General features: G+C 61.0%; 7 protein-coding genes and 4 pseudogenes. 7 read left to right on the forward strand and 4 right to left on the reverse strand.

The window, feature by feature from the left end; all coding sequences use genetic code 11:
• Positions 1 to 142: pseudogene (locus FV228_RS01910) on the reverse strand (IS701 family transposase); the annotation flags it as partial.
• Positions 143 to 329: 187 nt separating this feature from the next.
• Between FV228_RS01910 and FV228_RS01915 the strand changes: the two are divergent.
• A complete protein-coding gene (locus tag FV228_RS01915; RefSeq protein ID WP_147853052.1) occupies positions 330 to 1,316 on the forward strand; it encodes an IS481 family transposase in 987 nt (328 codons plus the stop codon).
• 69 nt (positions 1,317 to 1,385) lie between these two features.
• Positions 1,386 to 1,577, forward strand: a pseudogene (locus FV228_RS01920) (transposase); the annotation flags it as partial.
• Here the strand turns inward: FV228_RS01920 and FV228_RS01925 are convergent.
• Positions 1,578 to 1,694: pseudogene (locus FV228_RS01925) on the reverse strand (IS481 family transposase); the annotation flags it as partial.
• 273 nt (positions 1,695 to 1,967) lie between these two features.
• Between FV228_RS01925 and FV228_RS01930 the strand changes: the two are divergent.
• Both FV228_RS01930 and FV228_RS01935 read left to right on the forward strand, forming a co-directional pair.
• Positions 1,968 to 2,303, forward strand: a pseudogene (locus FV228_RS01930) (GDP-mannose 4,6-dehydratase); the annotation flags it as partial.
• Positions 2,304 to 2,462: 159 nt separating this feature from the next.
• Positions 2,463 to 5,267: a glycosyltransferase gene (locus FV228_RS01935; protein ID WP_147853053.1), complete on the forward strand. Its 2,805-nt coding sequence runs from the start codon at positions 2,463 to 2,465 to the stop codon at positions 5,265 to 5,267.
• A 245-nt stretch (positions 5,268 to 5,512) separates the two neighbouring features.
• Here FV228_RS01935 and FV228_RS01940 read toward each other — a convergent pair whose 3' ends face one another.
• Both FV228_RS01940 and FV228_RS01945 read right to left on the reverse strand, forming a co-directional pair.
• Positions 5,513 to 7,339, reverse strand: coding sequence for a glycosyltransferase family 61 protein (locus FV228_RS01940; RefSeq protein ID WP_246693796.1), 1,827 nt, complete (start codon positions 7,337 to 7,339; stop codon positions 5,513 to 5,515).
• Positions 7,340 to 7,569: 230 nt separating this feature from the next.
• Entirely contained in the window at positions 7,570 to 9,345 is a 1,776-nt protein-coding gene (locus FV228_RS01945) for a glycosyltransferase family 61 protein (protein WP_246693797.1), read from the reverse strand.
• A 293-nt stretch (positions 9,346 to 9,638) separates the two neighbouring features.
• On the opposite strand from FV228_RS01945, the gene FV228_RS01950 reads away from it, so the two are divergent.
• The 3 genes from FV228_RS01950 to FV228_RS01960 all read left to right on the forward strand — a co-directional run bounded on the left by FV228_RS01950 (position 9,639) and on the right by FV228_RS01960 (position 13,365).
• Positions 9,639 to 10,280 (forward strand): acetyltransferase, encoded by a 642-nt coding sequence (locus FV228_RS01950; RefSeq protein ID WP_147853054.1) that lies wholly within the window; start codon positions 9,639 to 9,641, stop codon positions 10,278 to 10,280.
• 111 nt (positions 10,281 to 10,391) lie between these two features.
• Positions 10,392 to 11,498: an aminotransferase class I/II-fold pyridoxal phosphate-dependent enzyme gene (locus FV228_RS01955; RefSeq protein ID WP_147853055.1), complete on the forward strand. Its 1,107-nt coding sequence runs from the start codon at positions 10,392 to 10,394 to the stop codon at positions 11,496 to 11,498.
• 79 nt (positions 11,499 to 11,577) lie between these two features.
• Positions 11,578 to 13,365 carry a glycosyltransferase family 61 protein gene (locus FV228_RS01960; RefSeq protein ID WP_147853056.1) on the forward strand — a complete coding sequence of 596 codons (1,788 nt, stop codon included), beginning with the start codon at positions 11,578 to 11,580 and terminating at the stop codon, positions 13,363 to 13,365.
• Positions 13,366 to 13,370 lie beyond the last annotated feature (5 nt).

Here is a 13,370-nt window from a genome sequence, read left to right on the forward strand (position 1 = left end):
GGACGCTCTTGCGGTCACCCAAGCCGATCAGACCGCTCACGTAGAGCGGGCACATAGCCCGACGCGCAGGATGCGACAGTCCCGCAAGGAACGGCTGCAGCCACCGGTCCAGATCCTCACGCCATCCGCCAGCACCTGACATCGCGAGCACCCACGCTCATGGCCGTGGCAGACGAATCCGCAAAAACCTCCAGCGTTCCCTCAATCTGCCAAAGTAGTGCTAGGTGTTTGGTTGCGGAACGTCATTGGGATGCGGTGCGTTGGGCGATCAAAGCCTATGCGTGGCGGTTTGCAGGTGTGCGTCGCCGTTCTTCCAGGAGGGCTCGCTGATGCTCGCCATCCATCCCCAAGCCCGCACCACCCCGGCTGTCCGCGCCGAGATCGCCCGCTCGTACGAGCGCTCCGGTGTGCTGGCTAAGCGCTACGGCGTATCCACCGAGACCATCCGCAAATGGCGCAATCGCGGTCCCGATGCCTGTCAGGACCGCTCGGCTCGACCCCACAAGCTGCCCTGGAAAGCCACCGATGAGGAGCGCGCCATCGTGTGCGCGCTCCGCCGCTCCACCGGCTTTCCTCTGGATGCACTGACCTTCATCGTCAGCCACTTCCTGCCACACCTGAACCGGGATGCGGTCTACCGCATCCTCAAGGCCGAGGGCCTGAACCGGCTGCCGCCCGCCGAGCAGGCCCGCAAGCCACACGGCACCTTCAAGGACTACGAGGTCGGCTTCATCCACGTCGATGTGAAGCACCTGCCCAAGCTGCAGGATCGCGACCGCGTCTCGCGCAAGCGCTACCTGTACGTCGCCATCGATCGCGCCTCCCGCTACGTGCACCTCGCCGTCAAGGACGACGAGACCACGGCCTCGGCGGTGGCCTTCCTCACGGACGCGCTCGGGGCCTTTCCGTTCAAGGTCACGCACGTGCTCACCGACCGCGGCTCATGCTTCACGGCCGATGCGTTTGAGGCCGCCTGCCAGCGGCACGGTGTCCAGCATCGCAAGACGCGTCCCTACACGCCTAAAACCAACGGCATGGTCGAGCGCTTCAACGGGCGCGTCCAGCGCGAGGTGCTGGGGATCACGCTCTACAGCCACGCCGACCTGGAGATCGTGCTGCGCGGCTTCAACGCAGCCTACAACGGCCGCCGGCAGCGCGTGCTCAAGGGGCTCTCGCCCGAGATGGTGCTGCGCCAGCGTCTCGAAGCCGATCCCGCATTGGCCAACCCAACCTACAGACCGCCCAGTTCTACTATCATCAAACGCGCCCTCCGCGTCGTTGCAGATGCCAAGGAGGTCTCGCATCCAGACAGCTAGGTAGGGAACCCATAACGGGTGGCACGGTTTGGTCGGGGCGTCGTTGGTTTTCCGAATGGAGGACCGAGGATGGCGCGGTTTGACCTGACGGATGCAGAGTGGGCGGTGATCGAGCCTATTCTCCCGAGAGACGTGCGCGGCAAGGATCGGGTGGACGACCGACGAGTGCTGAACGGGATCTTCTGGCGGCTGCGCACGGGTGCGCCGTGGGCCGACATCCCGGCGCGTTACGGGCCCTACACGACCTGCGGCATCCGCTTCCGTGTATGGTCCCGGGATGAAGTGTGACGGGTCGATCTTGAAGCGACTAGGCTCTTTCGTCCAGGCGTTCAGGATGAACTCGGTGGGTGTCAGGCCCCGCAGGGTCTTGAGGCTTCGAAAACGGCGCTGGCTTGTGTATGCTTTGTCGGCGTCAGAGCATTAGCACGGATCGAAGGCCCCGAGCTTCTCGACGCGGGCGGTATTGAGGGCTCATGACCCCAACCCGACGCCGAGCCAAGCTGCGGACAATTCCTTCAAGACGGAGCAGCCTTCGACTACAATTGGAACTGGACGGGTTCATGATGGTCAAGCGAGCGCTGATCACAGGTATGACGGGTCAGGGCGGGGCGTATTTGGCGCAGCTGCTCCTTAAGAAGGGGTGCGCGGTAATTGGGATCGCGTGGCGACGGAGGCCACGCACGGGACTACGTGCAGGCGATGTGGCTGATGCTGCAGGAGGACAAGGTGGACGACTACGTGATCGCCACTGGCCGCACCACGACGGGTCGGGACATGTGCGTGATCGCGTTCAAGCATGTCTGCCTCAACATCGCCGACTATCTCGTCACTGATCCGGCATTCTTTCGGCCGGCGGGGGTCGACGTGCTGCTGGGCAATTCGGCCAAGGCAAAGGCGGCCTTCGGCTGAGAGGCGGCGACCAGCCTCGAAGCGCTGATCACCGAGATGGTCGAGGCCGACATCAAGCGCTTCAGCGTCAACGCCTGAGCGCCACATAATGAACAGAAGGCTGCAATCTGTATGAACCCCACTGATATCGAAAAATCCCCATAGATTATCAGACTCGGCAAAACCTGGCAGCAATTGCGAGACCACATGCTTGGATTGCTACCTTCTCTCGTCTGATGCGTACAACGGAATCTCAAAATGCTGATTGGCCGAATCGATACCGCCACCCATGACTACGTGTATGGCTGGGCCTATGACGATGAACGCCCAGAGTCCGCGGTAAAAATAAAACTTTACGTTGACGGGAAGGTAATTTCGCAAGGCATAGCAAATTTATACAGAACAGATCTGCATGTTGCGTCGATCGGGACCGGGTATCATGGATTTTGTCTCCCGATACCCATTTATGTTCGGGACGGATCGACGCATCATATGGAAATAAGAGGCGTCGAACAAGAGGGGCAAATAATTAGCGACGGATTTCTCGACGCCATAATTCCATCGCAGAAGATAACTCGATCGGAGTTTGAAAGCGACGAGTTGATGGCCCAAATTTTTGACGCCGATCACTATGTTGACCAGGCCGGGCCCACCGAGAAACCGCTTGACCACTACAGGAAAGTCGGCTGGAAGCTCGGCTACGATCCACATGTGCTGTTTTCCACCAAATACTATATCGAAAATATCGGCCGAGAACTTGAGTCGGACCCTTTAAGCGATTTCTGTGCCTCTGGGACAGTGTTCTGGCCGGAAGTTCATCCACTGCTCGATGTAAAGGAATACCTTAGAATCCGGCCCGATTTGATTTCGCACGATCTGCATCCGTTAACTCATTATCTGCGGTACGGATGGAGAGAGGCCGTTGGTGCCTTCAGAGTATTCGACAGCGCCTTCTACCAGAGCCAATTTTCCTGCAGTGACGATGCGAACATAGGTGGAGCAATCCATTATCTAAAATATGGTTGGCGAACTGGAAAAAGGCCACACCCGCAATTTGACCCGATAATATTTTCTAGGCTGGCGATGCTTCCGAATGCTAGCGAACCGCTGAGCCACCTTATACATGTCTGCCTGCGGCAAAAAAGTCTCTCAAAACGTATAGATTACAAGCCGGAAAATGTGAAAACGAGCATTATTGTCTTGAATCTCAATAAGTCCGTTGTAACCCTTCAATGTTTGTTTTTCATACACAATTTTACCGATAATAATCACATCGAGATTGTTGTACTGGATAATGGATCGAATGGAGATCAATTTGAAATACTGGTTAATTACGGAATAAATTGTAACATCATTCGGCTTCAAAATAACCTCGGATTTGGCGAAGGTAATAACATAGCGGCGGAAGCTTCGCGCGGCAAAAATATTGTATTTTTGAATAACGATGCGTTTGTTACGTCTGGCTGGCTTAACCCATTACTGTCAAAACTTGAGGACCAGACTGTCGGTGGAGTCGGTCCCATCTTCCTTTATCCAAACGGTAGTGTTCAGGAAGCCGGCGGAACTATTTTTGATGATGGCATCGTGCATCAAAGAGGAAGAGGTTTGCCTGCGTTTCACGCAAATTATGACCAGTGTGAAGAGGTCTCTTATATCTCCGCGGCTACACTTGCCGTTCGCAAGAATGTATTTCTTGATGTGCTGGGATTCGACCTGATGTGGGATCCAGCTTATTACGAAGATGTCGATTTATGCTTAAAAATCCAGGCGAAGGGCTATAAGATTATATTTGAGCCGAAATCAAAGGTTGTTCATCTTGAGGGCACCACTTCCGGTGACGCCGATTTGCGCTTAAATAATATCGTTGCGACTAATCGGCTGAAGTTCGTGCAAAGATGGCAAAAGACTATTCAAAACGGAATTACGCCTAAAAATCTTAGTTTTGATCTTGTAAAATACGCACGCGCCTCATTCAGAGATAAGCCTGTGCTCGCATTATTCACGCCTTATCCTTTGCAGCCGGGCGGCGGCGAGCGGTATATCTTGTCAATCGCGCATGTGTTGAGGGAAGAATTTGATTGCATATTGTTTATGCCGCGTTCTACCAGCCGAATTAGGTTGCTGACTATGGCGAGAGAGTTCGGCTTGAATCTCGACCATGTTAAGTGCGAAGTATGGTCGGAGCGAGGTGCCTATAATCAGCCCGATTTGTTCTTTTGCGTTGGTAACGAAATAGTGCCGCCCGTTGAAGCAATGGGAAAGCGAAGCTTCTTTATCTGTCAATTTCCATTTCCTATCACACCAACTCAACTCGCTGCAAATTGGAGTAACGACGGCGGTTATGATGCTGTTATTTTATATTCAGACTTTGTAATTGGTTCTTTTCTCAGGGAAATAAAGAAATTAAGTTTGCCCTCAAAGCCTATTCATCGGGTCTACCCGCCAGTGGATCTGATCTCTGGTGAAAGCACGCGCGGCGATGTTAAAAGAATCCTCAGCGTGGGCCGGTTTGGACCTGACGGTCACTGCAAACGCCAAGATGTTATGGTCGAAGTGTTTAAAGAAATGTGTCGTTATGAAGACCGCTCGATAGAGCTGCATCTGGCTGGAAGTCTTGGGGCTGATGATCGCGCAAGAGACTATTTTTTTAATTTAAAGCAGATGGCTGAGGGACTAAGGATCTATTTCCACGTGAATATTTCTGCGAGCGATCTTCGTAGTTTGTATTTAAAGTCTGAGATCTACTGGCATATGACGGGCGCAAACGAAAGCTTCCATTTAAGTCCAGAGCGGTTTGAGCATTTTGGGATAACTATTGTTGAGGCGATGAGTGCCGGATGTATCCCGATTGTGATTGGGTGCGGCGGGCCGGCTGAGATTGTCGAAGATAGGGTGAGCGGTTTTCACGTTTCTGGAAAAAGGGAGCTACTTAGCTCTACGATTTCCATCTTTGACATGTTGCCTCAGGATGTCGCGGCGTACAGAACGGCTGCGGTTACGCGAGCCCAAAGGTACGGCTACGAGGAATTTTTCGAAACGTTGAGTGCTGCAATTAAATCGTAATGTCTGGGTTTGACTAAATCACGTTTCTCCCGCCCATCAGATGCCGCAGAAGGAAACTATTGCACTTGCCACGCTACATTCGACACTACTTGCAACGGTCTTTTTGGGCTCATTGTTTGCCCAAGTTGTATGCGGTGCTGTCTTCAATATAAATCGATGCTCGGGCGCCGGTGCGAATGACTTGGGTGGCGATACATCTACAGCCAACGCACATCGAATGATAAAGCGCGAGATGTTGCAGGGGCTTAGGGGGCAGACGAGATTGTCGCCACCGCTCGCAAGATTTGCGTGGGCGGCACCGCGTAATTTGCGTGCATTGGGTGCAGGCCGTCGGCGAATATGGTTGCTCCACGAAGAAACAGAAGGTGCGCTCCGCTGGCCTCGATTAGGCTTGTAAAGCCACGGAAATAGAATGACCGGCTGTCGTGCACGAGCGCCACGATTTTGGCTTCTGGGCGACAGAAAATGCAATTGATCAGGGCTGAGCTCGCCGAACCGACGATGATGTCGGCCGAATGATAGGTCTGAACCTGTTCGGCGAAGCTGAGCTGTTCGGGGTGGACGACTTCGAAGCCGTGCGGCGTCAACGCGTCGATGATGTCCGCCTCATTGACCAGTTGACGCTGCGTGAACCCACGCCGGGACAGAACGATCCGCCGCCCTGTCCGTCGCAGGTCGACGCCCTGTGCGGCCAGCCGGTCTAAGACTTTGCCGCGCAGAGCGGAGAGGACGTCTCCCGGCCAGATCGCGTCGTAGGTTGGGAGGCCCGCTCGCGTATCGAAGGGATAGAAGGCCGACACCGAAGCGAGCCCGAGCTCACGGAACCGCGTTGCCACCGGCGGCAGCGTCACGATGGGCCGGGCGCGTTCGTCCATCAGCGCGATGATCTGCCGGTGTGTGTCCGGCATCTGATCGTCGACGCAGATCGGGAAGCCTACGGGGCAGGCGGGATCGTTGAACCACAGCATGCGCGGGGCAAACTCGAGCAGCCAATGACCGTACTGCCGGCTCTGGAACCCGAACAGCATTAATCCGGCATCGATCTCACGAACCTCCACGGGCACCTCGACCAGCGCACGTTTGGAGCCCCAGACAGCCGTCATGATCTGGCCCGGATTGACGCCATCCTTGATGTCGGCGATTGCGCTCAGCGGATGCGCCGCGAGGTCATAGATCAGGCGCTGTCCATGCAATACGAGGTTGCTGCGTGGATATGTCAGGCAGTCCTTGAAGAGGGCGACATACTGCGGCGGCGCCACCAGGGTTCCTGCCTGGGACGCAAGCGAAACGGGGCCGTCGAAGAATTTCACGTCGGGCTCGGTGATCCGGCGCCCAGCCAGCAACTCGTGGTAGGTCCCCTGCCCTTCTTCGGCGGCCTCCCGCGCTGAGACGATGTCGTAGATACCGACGGGGCCAAGCCCGGTGATCGCCCGCGTTCGTTCGTGGAGGATCGCCGCCGCCTCGTGCCGCCCGGCTTCGGCCAGGGTATCCATCTGGAGTCTGCGCAGGTTCCGGATCTTGGTGCTGATGCTGCACCCATCCCCGGTGACGACGCCGGCGTCGCCGCCGTTGAGCTCGTAGGCCAGGCGGTAGCATTGCACGCTGGGCTCGACCGCGTAGCGGCATTCGTGGTCCCAGCCGAGCCGCAGGAGGGATGCGACCTGCTCTCGCAGGAAGGCGTCGCCCGGTGCCGTGCGACTCTGTTCGGTGACGAAGGCCGACGCTTCGTCCCAGAGCGCGCGGCTGATGAGATCGTGCAGGCGCGCCTTCGCGGCGATCGCCTGCCAACGCACGCGATCGCCCGTGTCGACCAAAGCGGCCAACTCGTAGGCCCGCGCCGCCTCGCCGAAGCGATCGCTGCCCTCGAGGCAAAAACCTAGAGTCTCGAGGTGCCGCACGGTCCCGACAACTCGCGCTTCCGGGACCGTATCCGAGCTGAGTAGAGCTTCGAGTTCCTCGAGAACGCGAGAGGCGTTCCCGCTATCGATCGTCCGAATCAGATCGAGGAACGTCGGTGTGGGTCTCATGTCTACCCCCTGCCCCATCGAGTCTCCGATCTCTGAGCCGTCCATCGATGACCATCCGATCGAGCGTGCCGCCGCGGACGCTGACCCGTCCGAACGCCGATGCCTCGTCCGCGAAGACGGGTCCTGACCGAGGAAGGAGCGCGATCCGGGCGGTGATTTCGCGCGCCGATGAATGGCCGAGCCTTCAACCGAGCGACTGATTGCACTTCCGCGATCTGCGATAAGGTGTGCCGAATTGGCGAAGATCGAAATTCTCGGTCGAGATCAAGCTGCATCTAACGGTTGAGCCCGTCGAGCGCCCGCAATATGTCGCCGGGAGCGACGGTGTAATTCGCATGAAACGGATGTGAGGCCTCACCCACCTGAGTTTGGCCGCGGATGAAGGTTAATTTTGCGCCGCTGGATTCGATCATGCTGGTGTATCCGCGAAAATTGAACGACAGGTTCTCGTGGATCAGGGCGATCACTTTGGCCTTGGGATGACAGAAGATGCAATTGGTCAACGCGGAGCTCGCTGAGCCGACGATGATGTCGGCGGAGTGGTAGAGCGACACCTGTTGTGCGAAGGTGAGCTGCTCGGGATGGACGACCTCGAAGCCGTGCGGCTGCAACGTCGCGACGATCTCAGCCTCATTCACGAGTTGGCGTTGCGCGAAGCCACGTCGCGACAGGACGATTCTCCGGCCTGTCCGCGCGAGATCCACATCGCGCGCGGCGAGCCGTTCGAGGATCTTGCGCCGCATGGCCCCGAGCACGTCGCCCGGCCAGATCGTGTCGTAGACCGGAACCCCCTCCCGCGTGTCGAACGGAAACAACGTCGGCACCGGAGCGATCCCGAGCTCACGGAAGTGCAGCGGCACCCCCGGCAGCTCCAGCACCGGTCGATCGCGCTCGTCGATCAACGCGACGATCTGTCGATGTGTCGCCGGCATATGGTCGTCGATGCAGATCGGAAAGCCGCCCGGGCAGGCGGCATCGTTGAACCACAGCATGCGCGGGACGAATTCCAGCAGCCAGTGACCGTAATTCTTGCTCTGAAGACCGAACAGCATCAAGCCGGCCTCGATCTCGCGCAGCTCGGCGGGGACTGCGACGACGGCGCGGCCGCAGCCGTAGGCGGCAAACAGGCTCTGATCCGGATTGACCCCGTCTCGGATGTCGAAGGCGGCGCTCAGCGGATGGGCGGCCAGATCGTAGATCAGGCGGTCACCGTGGAGCACGACGTTGCTGCGCGGGAAAGCGAAGCAGTCCCGGAACACCGCGACATATTGTGGTGGCGCGTCGAGAATGCCCGGCTGTGAGGTCAGTGCGACCGGTCCCCCGAGGAACGCGATCTCCGGCTCCTCGATCCGGCGCTCAGGCAGCACCTCGTGGTAGGCTCCGCGGCCATTCGCGGCCGCGGAGCGTGCCGAGACGAGGTCGTAGATGCGCAAGCGGCCGAGGCCGAGCAGCGCGCGCGTCTGCTCGTGGAGGGCGGCGGCCTCCTCGTGCCGCCCGTCTTCTGCGAGGGCGCGCATCTGCAAGACCCGCATGTCGCGGATCTTGCGCGCGAGGGTATGACCGTCGACGGTCGCGATCCCGTGGCCGCCACCGCTGAGCGCGTACGCCAACCGGTAGCATTGCATGGACGGTTCGGCCTCGTAGCGACACTCGTATCGCCACGCCAGAGCCATCAGCACAGCGACGCCCTCGCGCGTCCACGGGCCCGAAGTCGCCTCGCGCGTGAGCTCTCCGACGTAGTCGGCGGCCTCGTCGAACCGGCCGTGTTCGCACAGGCCCCGAAGACGCACGGTGACGGCCGTGGTCTGCCAGCGTTCGCGGGGCCCCTCATCGACGGAGGCGATCAGATCGTACACCTGCGCGGCTTCCTCGAACTGATCGCTCCCCTCGAGCCGGAACGCGAGCGTGTCGAGGTGCTGTACGAGCCCGGCGCTCCGCTCGGTCCCCGCCAGCGAACGCGCCGCCTCGGCGACGACCCCGGCGAGCTCTCGGATGACCCGTCCCGCGTTGTCGCGCCTCGCGCTCCTGACCAAGTCGAGGAATGCTGCCATTGGCCCCATCTTGCCCTCATGCCCCACCGCACTCCAGTGTGGCGCCGATCTCGACCGACTGGTATCGAACGCCACATCCTTTGGCGACCACCCGACACAAGCCCCCGCCGGCGCGCGATCGAGGGGTTCACCGCGAGGCGAGGCATGGTCAGACATCCCGAGCGCCTGTTTGAGCGCGATAGCGGCGCAATTGTCCCGGCCGACGCGTTTGGTCCGGTCCGGCCGAGCAAGCGGACGATGCCGGTTCGCCGGGCTCATCGCCGTTCGGGCGGCGCTCAGGCAAGCGGCCTCTGATGACTGAACGTCTCGTTCTCTACGGTGCGGGTGCCCTCGCCAGCGAGATCGTGGATGTCCTGGTGCGGCTGCGGAGCGCGGGCGCCGACAAGGAGCTCCTGGGCTGTCTGATCGATCCGACCTACGAGGCACCCGAGAGCTTCGGCGGCAGACCGGTGTTCCGGGATCTCGGCGCGCTCTCGGGTGACGATTCCGTGCGGTTCGTCGTTGCGCTGGGCGATCCGGGGGCACGGGCGCGGGCCGTCGAGCGCTTGGAGGCGGTCGGTGCGCGCTTTAGCTCCGTGATCGATCCGGCGGTGCTGATCGGTGCGAGCAGCAGCGTCGCCGAGGGTTCGGTGATGCTCGCTCACGCATCGGTCACCGCGGGTTCGCGGCTCGGTCGGCACGTTCTGGTCAATCCAGGCTGCACGATCGCGCACGACAATCAGATCGCGGATTTCGCGACGCTGAGCCCCGGGGTTCACCTCGCCGGGCACGTCACCGTCGAGGCGGGAGCCTTCCTCGGCACCGGGGCTTGCGTGATCCCGGGGATCCGGATCGGCGCCCGGGCCTTCGTCGGCGCCGGGTCGATCGTGATCCGAAACGTCGCCCCGGGCCACACCGTCCTGGGCAACCCGGCCCGCGTCCTACGCCGCGGGTGAGCGGGCACGCGGCGGAGCGCCTTCCGCGGCCGCCGGGGGCCATGTATAGCGGGCCCCGTCGCTGGGCTGCATGCCGGTGATGGCGACCGAGACCGAAAGCGCGTTCGAGCGATGATCCCTGTACTGATCCCGAGCCTTCCGGAGACGGACGCGATCGTCCCTTATCTGCGCCGGATCGATGAGGCGCATATCTACAGTAACTACGGACCGCTCACCAACGAGTTCACGGTTCGGCTGTGCCGGTTCATCTCCGATCGAGGCGGGGGACCGGTTCACGCGGCGCTGACCAGCAGCGGCACCACGGCGATCGAGCTCGCGCTGCGCTACCGCAGCGCGGGGCGGCCGGGTCGCACCTGCATTCTACCATCGTGGACGTTCATCGCCACCGCCCACGCCGTGGCCAATGTCGGCCTCACCCCGTACTTCGCTGACATCGATCCAGAGACGCTCGCGCTCACCCCTGAGATCGCAGCGCGTGCCCTGCGGGGGAATCCGGGCGACGTCGCCGCGGTCATCGTCGTCTCTCCGTGCGGGGCTCCGATCGATATCGCCGCCTGGGAGGCGTTCGAGGCGGAGCACGGCGTGCCGGTGGTGTTTGACGCAGCCGCCGCGACGCTCAATCTTGAGCACGTCGGCGCGCAGCCGCTATGCGTCAGTCTGCACGCTACCAAGGCGTTCGGGATCGGCGAAGGCGGCGCGATCATCACCAGCGACGCCGCGATGGTCGAAGCGCTCACCGCGATGACCGGATTTGGGTTCTCAGCCGGCAGCCGCGTCTCGCAGATGCGGGGCGGGAACTACCGGATCTCCGAGTACGCCGCCGCGGTGGGTCTCGCCGTCCTCGATGAGCTCGACCCGCGCATCGCCCGTCTGCGAGCGGCCTCGCTGGCCTACGTCGCGGGTTTCGAGCGGTTCGGAGTGTCGATGCAGGCGGGCTTCGGCCACGAGTGGCTGACGATGACGGCCAACGCGATCTTCGAGCCGTCGGTCGTCTCCGCGGTAACCGCCGGTTTCGATGCGGCCGGGATCCAATGGCGGCGCTGGTACGGCGATGGCTGTCATGCCCACCCTACGTTTGCCGCATGCGCGCATGATGATCTCGCGGCGACGCGGGGCGTGGCTGAGACCGCGATCGGCGTGCCGTTTTTCCCGACGATCACGCCCGACCAGATCGCGCAGGTGTGCGGCTGCGCCGAACGGGTGATGTCAGCGCGCTGAGCCGTCCCCTCCCCGGCGGTGAGCCCTGACCGCGAGCGGCCCCATCCGAGTTCCGATCCCACCTGAACGGTCGACTACGATGCGCGAAGCGTTTCGGCAGATCCTGATGCAGGCCGCCCAATCGGGTACGGCGGAGGGGCTTGACGTCCTCGAGCGGGCTTTGAGCGAGGTGGAGCGCGATGATGTCGTAGCCCAGCATCTCGCGACCCTCGGGTTGCGGTTTGAGGGCGAGGATAAGGTCTCATCGGCCGCCCGCGCCTACGCGCTGGCGGCGCGGGCGACGCGAACCCGAGCGGCCTACTATCAGCTCGTCGCCCTCCGGGCCCGGATCGTTGAGCTCGTCCGGTGCGGTGATTTCGATCCGATCGAGGGCCTGCTCGACGAGCTGCGACAGGCCAACACTGCGGCCCAAGATCCGGGCCAGGCGGATCCGTCCTTCGTCGATCTCGGATGGGAGTACGAGCTGAGCGGTGATGTCGAGCGCGCGGTGCGCTGCTACCTTCTCGCGCGCATCGCCCGGGATCAGCACGGCGGCGAACCGCGGACCAAGGACGGCGATACGTTCGAGCTCAAGATCAAAAATCTGCGCCGTCTGCAATTCGATGACCTGCTCGATGATGGCCGGTTCGACGAAGCGATCGCCCTGCATGCCCGGACTGGCCACGTGCACGGGTCAGGCCCGCTGGCCGCGTACCAGCTCGTCAATACCCGGACACTCGCCGAGGCTGGCAGGGCGCGCTACACCGAGATCCTGCCCGCGCGTCGGATCGCGGCCCCAAACCTAAAATTCTGGGAGCCGCCCCCGCCGCTCACGTCGGAGCCCGGCGACCTCGACGTGCCACCGCTCTACCTCGCGTTCATCGACGAGGCCCGGGCGTTCCCGCGGAGCAATGTCGTCATCAAGGACGACATGCTGGTCTACGACCTCGCAGCCCATCCGCGCCGAAGCGACATCCTGATCCAGGACGGCGTCAATCTCGACCAGATCATGATGGCCGCCTTTGGGGCGACGCATGCTTTGGTCGAGGTCCCTGAGATCGTGCACAGGGTCGAGGCCGGCCTGATGATGTTCGGCATGCAGAGCCGCAATTACGGGCATTGGTTCGGAGAGTTCCTACCGCGGATGCTGTGCTTTAACGATCCGCGCTGCCCGGATGGGATCCCGCTGTGCATCGACGATCATATGCCGAGCACCCACGAGGAGATCCTGGCCTTGCTCGACACCCGCAATCGCCCGGTGATCAAGCTTCCGGCCAAGGCAGTCGCGTTCGGGCGCCTCGGCATGGCACCAGTGCCGGCGTTCTTCCCGTTCGAGATGCGACCGGGGCGTCCATTCTACGACACGGTCTGGCCGGCGGATGTGTTCGCAGCCATTCGCCGTCAGATTCTCGACCGCGCCCGCGAGCGCGGTGCCCTCTCGCGGCGCAGTGACCGACGGCTGTTCATCTCGCGCAAGGCTTTTACGCAGCGCGTCCTGGTGAACGAGGAGGCGATCGCGGATCGGTTGCGTCCGCTTGGATTTGAGGTCATCTACCCTGAAACGCTGTCTTTCCTGGAGCAGGTAGACATCTTTCATTCAGCCGCGCTCATCGTTGGCTCATCGAACTCGGGCCTCAACAATACCCTGTTCTGTCGGCCGGGGTGTCAGGTCTTGAGCATGATCCACGAGGAGTTGGGTTTCAACTTTCGGGCATACACCAGCTACATCGAATCCGGGGGGGCGCAGATCACGTTCTTGCGGGGTCAGACGATCCACCAGCCCGGGACCGTCCATCCGTTCCACGTGAGCTACTCGGTCGATCCGAGCAAAGTCGTCGCCGCGGTAGCTGACCTCGCCGCGCGTTTGCCCGTCCCGGCGCACGATTAAGCGGG

This window comes from Methylobacterium sp. WL18 (genome assembly GCF_008040015.1).
In the GTDB taxonomy this organism is placed as follows: Bacteria; Pseudomonadota; Alphaproteobacteria; order Rhizobiales; family Beijerinckiaceae; genus Methylobacterium; species Methylobacterium mesophilicum.

What these genes read in the sequence shown, in the direction of transcription:
- FV228_RS01915 (WP_147853052.1), top strand. Translation starts at nt 330, where the DNA reads ATGCTCGCCATCCATCCCCAAGCCCGCACCACCCCGGCTGTCCGCGCC.
- FV228_RS01935 (WP_147853053.1), top strand. Translation starts at nt 2,463, where the DNA reads ATGCTGATTGGCCGAATCGATACCGCCACCCATGACTACGTGTATGGC.
- FV228_RS01940 (WP_246693796.1), bottom strand. Translation starts at nt 7,339, where the DNA reads ATGGACGGCTCAGAGATCGGAGACTCGATGGGGCAGGGGGTAGACATG.
- FV228_RS01945 (WP_246693797.1), bottom strand. Translation starts at nt 9,345, where the DNA reads ATGGCAGCATTCCTCGACTTGGTCAGGAGCGCGAGGCGCGACAACGCG.
- FV228_RS01950 (WP_147853054.1), top strand. Translation starts at nt 9,639, where the DNA reads ATGACTGAACGTCTCGTTCTCTACGGTGCGGGTGCCCTCGCCAGCGAG.
- FV228_RS01955 (WP_147853055.1), top strand. Translation starts at nt 10,392, where the DNA reads ATGATCCCTGTACTGATCCCGAGCCTTCCGGAGACGGACGCGATCGTC.
- FV228_RS01960 (WP_147853056.1), top strand. Translation starts at nt 11,578, where the DNA reads ATGCGCGAAGCGTTTCGGCAGATCCTGATGCAGGCCGCCCAATCGGGT.